Origin of the sequence: Bacillus sp. RC252, from assembly GCF_044909215.1 — a bacterium.
In the GTDB taxonomy this organism is placed as follows: domain Bacteria; phylum Bacillota; class Bacilli; order Bacillales; family Bacillaceae_G; genus Bacillus_A; species Bacillus_A mycoides.
Genome location: NZ_JBIYDV010000042.1, coordinates 1 through 8,523, shown reverse-complemented (window position 1 = coordinate 8,523; position 8,523 = coordinate 1). Strand labels below are relative to the sequence as shown.

The following is an 8,523-nucleotide window of genomic DNA, read 5'->3' as shown; positions in this document are numbered from 1 at the left end:
GCGACTCCCTTATGTTAACATTTTCATATTTCAATGTCAACCAAGTTTTTTTATTTCTTTTGTCGCTTTCTGCGTTGTTGCTATCGGCGACTTGTTCTATATTACACCTCTATATCCTAATCGTCAATACCTTTTATCCTTTTTATTTTATAAATTCTAAAGGGTATTGAACCTTCTTCATTTATACTCCGTTCCTAGAGATTAATAAACTGGTGCAATCACTTTCATAATCGACAGTTTATACTTTCTTACTTACACCTTTCTAAAGAATGAATAGCAAGCCAAACAAATATATATTAAAGGTAGCACTTTTTATTTCGAGTACATTCCAGCTGCATTCACAATTATCTCCTACCACTTCTCTCTAGGAATTATAAATACACCATGCATTTACTAAAAATCTAATTAACTTAGGAGGCGTTATGAAATGCAGGTTAATAAGAAGATCATTTATGTATCCCATGATGCCCATTTCCACGGAGCACAGCTGCTTTCTTTACATACTATTAAAGCTCTTAAAGAAAACTTTCATTACTCCGTCGCAATTATTTCTATTGGAACGGGCATTTTAATCCACGATTTTCAAAAGTATGGTCCTGTTTATTGCCTAGAGGAAGACTACCCAACAGAAAAAAGAGTCGAATTATTAATAAAGAAGTTACTATCACAAGACCATACCATCGCCATATGTAGTACCGTCATAAGTGGTGATATAGTTGCATTACTAGCTAAACACAATATAAAAGTTATTTCATTAATACATGAATTGCCGCATTTAATACAACAGTACTCTGCCGAGGGAAAAGCTAGAAACATTGCCCAGTTTGCTTGCAAAATTGTCTTCCCTTCACAGTCCGTGTATGAAAAATTCTGTACAATCACCCAATTAGATCATCAAAAATGTCACATCCTCCCTCAAGGCTTGTTTAACCACAATCCTTATAAGAGCAATATTGCAAAAGCTAGAAGCGAATTACGAAAAAAACACAACCTGCCTCTAGATAGCAAAATCATTTTAGGAGTAGGTTTCGCTGATCATCGGAAAGGGATAGATTTATTCTCACTTATTGCTTACTCAGTAAGAAAGGTTCATACGAATATTCATTTTATCTGGGTCGGGAGAACAGATGTTCATTTCTTTAACACGCTATCCCCAAGATATACAGCACATTTCACATTAGTTGAGCCTACTCCAGATATCGGTTTATATAACGCCGGGGCTGATTTATATTTATTAACTTCAAGAGAAGATCCTTTTCCAAACGTTGTTTTAGAGGCATTAGATACAAAAGTCCCTGTTATAGGGTTTAAAAACGCTGGAGGTTTTGAAGATGTTGTTACGGAACAAACTGGCGCCTTAGTAGATTTTTTAAATTTACCGCAGGTGCTGGAAAGAATATATGAATTTATTGGAGATGAAGACTTACGATTACAAAAAGGGCGCTTTGGCCAAGAGCTTATTGAAAAAGATTTCAACTTTCTTCATTACATTTATCAACTGTTAAACCTACTTGATCATAATTACAAAAAAATAAGCGTAATCATACCGAACTATAATTACGAAAAATACTTATCTGACCGAGTTAAATCCATATTAAACCAAACCTATCCCCTTTACGAACTAATTTTCCTAGACGATGCCTCTACTGACAATAGCGTATCTATATTTGAACAGCTGCTCTCAAACGAAAATAAGCCCCACCTAAAAGTTCAGCAGATTATTAATGATAAAAACTCTGGTTCTGTATTTAAACAATGGATAAAAGGCATCTCTGCAGCAACCGGTGATTATATTTGGATTGCAGAGGCCGATGACTTATGTGATCAGACATTTTTAGAAGAAGTAATACAAGGGTTTCATATAAATGGTGATGTTACCTTAAGCTACACACAATCAAAACAAATAGATGAACAAGGAAATATCCTAGCCAATCATTATTTAGATTACACAAATGATATTGATAAAGAAAAATGGAAAAGTTCTTATTTCCGAAAAGGGATAGATGAAATACAAGATACATTACTTATCAAAAACACCATACCTAATGTCTCAAGTGTAGTTTTTAAAAACATAGATATAAAAACTACAGAAAAACAATTAGAAAAGTTTAAAGTAGCTGGTGATTGGTTTTTCTATGTTTCTATTCTTAAAGAGGGGAACATTTATTTCAATCCAAAACCGCTAAACTATCATAGACGACATACAAATAGCGTAACGAGAACAGAAGATTCATATTCCCATTACAGTGAAGTTGTACAAATGCAGAATTTCATTAAAGAAACCTTTACTATCGACGACATTTCAAAAAAGAAAATGTACACATATAGAAAGTACCTTAAAGCATATTTGAAGATTTAATGATATATTTTCTTCGCCATCAGTATCTCTTGTAAAACGTTACTATCATTTAAGGGGGGTTACTCTTTGAAAGAATTTATAGAAGCAAATAAAGATTTGCTTTCTCAAATTGCACACAAATACAATGTAAATGCAAGTATCCATCCAGAGGATCATATCTTTCAATTCCTTGTCACTAATCCAGTCTTCCCATCTAAAAAAGAAGCGATAGATTATTATTTTCAAGATGGGAGAAAATCCGCAGAAACACTTTTAGATTTAATTACTTCCTTTTATCCCCCTATAGACACTCCAATTAAATTATTAGAATTCGCATCCGGATATGGCTGCGTAACACGTCATTTATTAAACCCACAAACGAACTTAAGTATAACTACCTGTGATATACATGAAGAGGCTATTACTTTTATTGAAAACACATTAAATACTTCTTCTATCTTATCTCACCCTGAACCTGAACAAGTAAAATTGGCCTCGTCTACGTATGATATCGTCTTTTGTCTATCCTTTTTTTTCTCATATGCCTGATACAACTTGGTTTCGTTGGCTTCAAACATTGTATAATGCTGTTTCTCCTGAAGGCTTACTCATTTTCACAACTCATGGTTATCAAAGTAAAAAGTACTTCAGCTTTCCAGATTTAAATAAACAGGGTTATTGGTTTCTCCCTTCTAGTGAACAATTGGATTTAGATGTTCATCAATACGGGCAAACGATCGTTAGTCCCTCTTACGTATGTGACAAAATTAAATTATTACCCTATAACCCTGTCATCAAAAAATACACTGAAGGTTTTTGGTGGGAACATCAAGACCTTTGGGTAATAAAAAAAGAAATAAAATAATAAACCACGCTCTACTGATACAAAAGTAGGGCATGGCTTATTATTTTTTACTATATAAGAACTCTTCAATCCATAGCTTATTTAATCTAATTCCACTTTTGAAATCTATTTTCGGTTCCCAATTACATTCTCGTCTTACTCTATCTATATTTAAAATGATTTTTTGAACATTTTCTTGCCTTTGTTTATAGCAGGTAAAGTCCACTTTTCTTTCCGTTAATTTCTCCAATTCTACTATAATTCGCTTTAAAGAGAGACCCCTTCCGCTCCCTATGTTATACACACAAGATTTCAAACGATTTAATTGTGATAGTTGTATAGTGATTTCAACTAAATCATCGATATAAATATAATCTCGAATAATCTCTTGTGGATTCCCATATATATTGATCTTGTCATTACTGAGATGCTGATACAAAAAACAATTTATTGCCCCAACTTTCTTTAAAGGATTTTGATATTTTCCATATGGATTAGAATATCTACATACAACATAGTCAATTCCGTATTTTTTCTTATAAAAGTACAAGTAATTTTCAAGCGATACTTTTGTTATTCCATAAGGAGAAAGTGGTTTTAATGGATGTTCCTCATCAATAGGTAAATATTCCGGTTCACCATAAACCGTGCCTCCAGAAGATGCTAATACAATTTTTTTAACAGGAAAATTTTTAACACTTTCCATGAAGTTAAGAAAAAAAAAGCTACTGTTTATATCTCCGAAAACATCTTCAATTGAAGTTGCTACATTAGAAGTTGCTACATTAGAAGTTGCAGCTAAATAAATAATAATATCCACACTCACTAAAGCTTTATATATATCTTTAACATTCGCTAAATCACCTTTAATAAATTCAACCTCACTTATAATATTTTGAGGGAAATTATTTATATGTCTGGAAAATACTTTTACATTTTGACCTTGTTTCAATAAACCTAATGCGAGGTTTATACCAATGAAACTATTTCCACCTACTATTAAATAATTATTCTTCCTCATAATATCCTCTCTAGTAATAAGATTTTTGCTTATCACACCTAGAAATACAAATAAACGAACTTGGTCACCTCTATTATTCATTCTCTTATAATTGTATGCCCCTTATAAATTTTCATTATCTTTATTTTATATTTTCCTTTTAGAATCGATACCTTATTTAAGATGACCGCAAAAACACTCATAATATTTACTCATTCCCATGAATATATTGGATTAGTAAAAACTTGCCTTCTCATATTCTCGTTTATTCTATTTAAAAACCTTCTCCATAAATAAAACTTTCAAAAAGGAGCACTACATGTATGAAGAATGTAAATCAAGAGCTTTTAAATCATGTAATCCTACATAAAGATCGAATCCCACATTTCCATAAAGACTTTCCACTTATACTATTCTGGAGCCATAGAAGCGGATGTACTACTTTAGCTAATTGGTTCTTTTTTCAAATTGGATTATTTCCTGAAGCAAAGAAATACCATGACTTTATTCATTACTATGAATTCTGGGTGTATAAAAACAACACAAATTACATACCCGAGTTACAAAATGGTCTTCTAGAAGCAAAAAAAGATGTTTATAAACTTGTGCGAAACCCCTATACAAGGGCGGTCAGCTCCTTTTTATTGCTTGCTGACAATCCATATGCTAGCCCTCAATGGGAAAGTATCCGGCATTATTTTTATAATGACAAATATAGTAATCAAGGAATATCATTTAAACAATTTTTATATTACGTTCAAGCATTCGGTTCTAATTCCCTAGCAATAGATATACATTTTAGTCAGCAATACGTCCCAGGTGAAGAAAACTTCATCCAATGCTATATTCCTTTAGAACATTTTAATACACAAATCACCAAGATAGAACACACGTGCGATTTGACTAAATCAAATTTAGCGCTTCTTATAAATTCAGATCATCATCGTGCTCATAAGATGCTTTATACGGGAAGCTATGCAGAACTTAGCATTACAGATACATCCTTCCCCCGCTTTCCAACATATGAAAGCTTTTATGATAAAGAAACCATGGATTTAGTTACAGAAATATATGCACAAGACTTTGAAATATATCCGTACACAAAAGGGATATTCTAAGTCGATACATTCTTCAATGAATAAAAGCGAATGTATCGCATAGCATAAAGTGAAACTTTAATTAGCGTGGGGTTCTCTCCCGCTAATTATTCCATTCTACCAATCTCACTTTTATGAGTTCCCTAATTTCCACCCACTCTCTTTCATTTCGCTGATTGTTGACGTGTGTGTCATATGCATTTTTTTACACAGGAGTGATGTCATGTGGAAGGTAATTTGAAGCACAATGATGGATATTGCGTTATTTGTGAGAAGAAAGCTACATTTATAGAGCATAATGATTGGCTTAGAGATCACTACTTATGTTCTACATGCCACTCTATACCAAGGCAGCGCGCTCTAATTCATGTTTTAAATACATTTTTTCCAAAATGGGGTTCCTATCATATCCACGAATCCTCTCCTGGAGGAATTACAACTCAACTACTAATAAAAAACTGCAAAAACTATACATATTCTCAATACTTTAAAAACTCCCCTCTCGGCCAATACTTTCAAGGGATTAGATGCGAGAACTTAGAAGACATGACTTTTCAAAATGAATCTTTTGATTTATTCATTACTCAAGATGTCTTTGAACATGTAATGGAGCCAAACAAAGCCTTTAAAGAAATAGAGCGTGTATTAAAGCCTGGCGGCGCTCATGTGTTTACTGTCCCTTGGTATCATACACTCACAAAGACTTTACAAAGAGCAAGAATCAATAAAGAAGGAATCGAATATATTGAGGAGCCAATTTATCATGGTAATCCTATTGATGAGAACGGGTCTTTAGTAACATTTGATTGGGGTCAAGATATGATTGAATATATTTATACACATGCAAATATGTATACCATTGTTTATTTACAAAAGGATAGATCACTGGGGTTAGATGCTGAATTTCTACATGTTTTTATTAGTAAAAAACACGAAAATGATTTTTAGGCACTATATAATATGGAGGTTAACAAATGAATAACTTTGAGTTAGGAAGTGATTTTGATAACCTTGTTAGCCCGCTTTCTGATGTTGAACTTCTTAATCTATTTATACAAAGTTGCTCACAAACAAAGATAAATGGCATCCCAGTACCTATGTTCCCCTCCGAAGAAATTTAACAACAGTTTGTAGGTACTTCCTATGAACATGCTCTTTATGAAGCATATTTGTTTTATAGCCTTGTAAAAACATATGCCCATAATTTAGGCGTTCCCTTGAATAAAGAACGGAAAATTTTAGACTTTGGTTGCGGATGGGGAAGAATCATACGCTTCTTTTTCAAAGATGTTCGCCATAAAAATTTACTTGGTATTGATGTAGATCCTGCAATGATTAAACTTTGCAACGAAACGTTAGGAAGAGGCAGGTATAAAATAGCTCCCCCACAACCTCCTGTAGAATTTATTAATGACAATTCATTAGATATCATATTCGCTTATTCTGTATTCTCACATTTATCCGAAGAAACCGCAGAAAATTGGATAAAGGAGTTTTCAAGAATTCTTCGTCCAGGTGGAATCTTCATCGCAACAACACAAGCACGCTATTTTCTCGATTTCTGTCAACAATTCAAGGAACACCCTGAATTAATTCAAACTGGGTGGCATAAAACTTTATCTCAAGCTTTTCCAGATATAAATCGTGCCATCTCGGATTATGAAAGCGGCAATTTTATCCACAGCCCTACGGGAGCTGGAGACGTTAGAAACAGTAGCTTCTATGGGGAAACCGTTATACCTAGAACTTATATTAAAAACCACTATGAGAAGTATTTAAAGCTACGGGACTTTTTTGATGATACAAACCGGTTACCCCAAGCTCTATTTGTTCTCCAAAAAGATTAACTCTTTTCGCTCATTGTATAATGAAGATCATTTTGTATCTCAGCCGTATATATTAAATCATCAAAGATTTCCATATCAAGCAAACTGCACAAAAGAATTCATTATGCAGCATAAATACAGTAAGTAAATAACATATCTCATGTTTTAACTAGATTCGAAAAATCAAAAGTAACTTCCCACCACTTGAACTACGAAGAACATAAGGGGGATATATCTTGAAAATAATCGCTTTTTACTTACCACAGTTTCATCAAATAAAAGAAAATGACCGATGGTGGGGGAAAGGGTTTACTGAATGGACAAATACTAAAAGTGCACGACCTTTATTTTCAGGACATTACCAACCTAGAGAACCTTACCAAGATTTTTATTATGACTTAACCACCCCATCCGTAAGAAAATGGCAAGCAGAAATCGCCAAAGCACATGGCATATATGGTTTTTGTTATTACCATTACTGGTTTAAAGGGAAGAGGCTATTGGAGGCACCCTTTAATGAGGTACTTGATGAAGGAACCAGATTTTCCATTTTGCCTTTCTTGGGCAAATGAACCGTGGACAAAAACTTGGGATGGTCTTGATAGTCACATATTAATGCCTCAAAATTATGGAGAATTATCGGATTGGAAAGAACACTTTGAGTATTTATTGCAAGCTTTCCAAGATGAGAGATATATCCGTATAGACGATAAACCACTATTCATTATTTATCGTCCCGGGCATATCCCTCATTGTGAACAAATGCTTCATTACTGGAATACACTCGCACAAGAAAATGGTTTGAAAGGTATATACTTTGCAGAAACATTAAACAGCTTTCCACTTCCTAATATAAATGGATTTGATGCTAGCATTCAATTCGAGCCTTTTTATACAATTGCTCATGATAGCTCTTCAGACATAAATAAGACAATATATGAGTCTGGTAAACAAATAAACGCTTGGGATTATGATAAAGTGTGGATGTATATACTAAAGCGATCTCCTCCAGAGAAAAAAACATTTCCTGGTGCCTTTGTTGACTGGGACAATACAGCACGCCGCAAAGACTTAAATAGCAGTATCTTCCTAGGTTCTACCCCTAGGAAGTTCACGATATACTTAAGCAAACAAATCCAGCGTACCTATTCTCTTTACAACAGCGAGTTTTTATTTATTAATGCGTGGAATGAATGGGCAGAAGGTACTTACTTAGAACCAGATAAAAGGCATGGATTCGCCTATTTAGAAGGAGTTAAGCAGGCAATTAACAGAGGTATGAAAGCATACAAAAAAGACGAGTCATTCTGACTCGTCTTAAAGTTGCTTGGCGACGTCCTACTCTCACAGGGACAAGGTCCCAACTACCATCGGCGCTAGAGAGCTTAACTTCCGTGTTCGGTATGGGAACGGGTGTG

At 33.9% G+C, this 8,523-nt stretch carries 4 protein-coding genes, 1 rRNA gene and 3 pseudogenes; 6 read left to right on the top strand and 2 right to left on the bottom strand.

All coding sequences use genetic code 11. From position 1 onward, the window contains the following. Positions 1-427: 427 nt before the first annotated feature. The gene (locus ABH960_RS29265) at positions 428-2,359 is read left to right on the top strand and encodes a glycosyltransferase (RefSeq protein WP_404449932.1); all 1,932 of its coding nucleotides are present in this window, start codon (positions 428-430) and stop codon (positions 2,357-2,359) included. A 66-nt stretch (positions 2,360-2,425) separates the two neighbouring features. Then, positions 2,426-3,203 (top strand): annotated as a pseudogene (locus ABH960_RS29260) (class I SAM-dependent methyltransferase). A gap of 40 nt (positions 3,204-3,243) precedes the next feature. Here the strand turns inward: ABH960_RS29260 and ABH960_RS29255 are convergent. Beyond that, positions 3,244-4,203, bottom strand: coding sequence for an NAD-dependent epimerase/dehydratase family protein (locus ABH960_RS29255; RefSeq protein ID WP_404449934.1), 960 nt, complete (start codon positions 4,201-4,203; stop codon positions 3,244-3,246). Between the two features lie 302 nt (positions 4,204-4,505). Between ABH960_RS29255 and ABH960_RS29250 the strand changes: the two genes are divergently transcribed. From ABH960_RS29250 to ABH960_RS29235, 4 genes and pseudogenes are all read left to right on the top strand, one after another. Further along, positions 4,506-5,300: a sulfotransferase family 2 domain-containing protein gene (locus tag ABH960_RS29250; protein ID WP_404449930.1), complete on the top strand. Its 795-nt coding sequence runs from the start codon at positions 4,506-4,508 to the stop codon at positions 5,298-5,300. A gap of 204 nt (positions 5,301-5,504) precedes the next feature. Continuing rightward, positions 5,505-6,227 (top strand): class I SAM-dependent methyltransferase, encoded by a 723-nt coding sequence (locus ABH960_RS29245; protein ID WP_404449928.1) that lies wholly within the window; start codon positions 5,505-5,507, stop codon positions 6,225-6,227. 26 nt (positions 6,228-6,253) lie between these two features. Then, positions 6,254-7,126, top strand: a pseudogene (locus ABH960_RS29240) (class I SAM-dependent methyltransferase). 215 nt (positions 7,127-7,341) lie between these two features. Beyond that, a pseudogene (locus ABH960_RS29235) lies at positions 7,342-8,416 on the top strand (glycosyltransferase WbsX family protein). A gap of 14 nt (positions 8,417-8,430) precedes the next feature. Here ABH960_RS29235 and rrf read toward each other — a convergent pair. Continuing rightward, a 5S ribosomal RNA gene (gene rrf / locus ABH960_RS29230) occupies positions 8,431-8,523 on the bottom strand; the annotation flags it as partial.

Excerpts from the sequence above, each read along its gene's own strand:
- ABH960_RS29265 (WP_404449932.1), top strand. The coding sequence starts at position 428 with ATGCAGGTTAATAAGAAGATCATTTATGTATCCCATGATGCCCATTTC.
- ABH960_RS29255 (WP_404449934.1), bottom strand. The coding sequence starts at position 4,203 with ATGAGGAAGAATAATTATTTAATAGTAGGTGGAAATAGTTTCATTGGT.
- ABH960_RS29250 (WP_404449930.1), top strand. The coding sequence starts at position 4,506 with ATGAAGAATGTAAATCAAGAGCTTTTAAATCATGTAATCCTACATAAA.